A 618-nucleotide genomic window follows, 5' to 3' on the forward strand; every position below is an offset into this window, starting at 1 on the left:
GCGCTCTGCCCGCCCCATTGCGGGGTCTCTGGGATGGTTCGCGCCTTTCCTGCCCTTCTGCGCTCAGGCGGCGGCGCAGGGTGCTGGGCGAAACCCGATAGCGGGCGGCAATCTCCCCGAGCCTTTCCCTTCTTTCCACCAGCGCACGCCGTGCTTCGGACAGATCACAATCGCTCAGGGCAATCGGCGGCCTGCCGAGACGCCGTCCGCGTTGACGCGCTGCAATCAACCCGGCCCGTGTACGTTCACTGATGAGATTGCGCTCGAACTCGGCAAAGGCGGCCATGATATGAAAGATCAACCGCCCACCTGACGTGCTGGTGTCGATCGCTTCGTTGAGGGATCTAAACTCACATCCCCTTTCGCCGAGTTCCTCGATGAACCTCACCAGATCGGTCAGGGACCGCCCCAGCCGGTCGAGCCTCCAGACCACCAGCGTATCGCCGGGTTTCAGCGCTCTCAGCACGTTTTCCAGCCCCGGACGATCCATGTGTGAACCGGTGGCGCCGTGGTCCTGGAAGATATTTTTGCAACCCGCCTCTTTCAGCGCGGCAAGCTGCAAATCCAGGCGCTGGTCGTCGGTCGAAACGCGGGCATAACCAATGATCATTGAGAAAT

The 618-nt window shown here is 61.7% G+C and carries 1 protein-coding gene; it reads right to left on the reverse strand.

Going from position 1 to position 618, the window contains the following annotated elements; translation table 11 throughout:
- A partial coding sequence (locus tag PKE99_RS39295; protein ID WP_438865949.1) for a recombinase family protein occupies positions 1-618 on the reverse strand: 618 nt, incomplete at both ends.

It is taken from the genome of Pseudonocardia halophobica, from assembly GCF_027922425.1.
Classification (GTDB): Bacteria; Actinomycetota; Actinomycetes; order Mycobacteriales; family Pseudonocardiaceae; genus Pseudonocardia; species Pseudonocardia halophobica.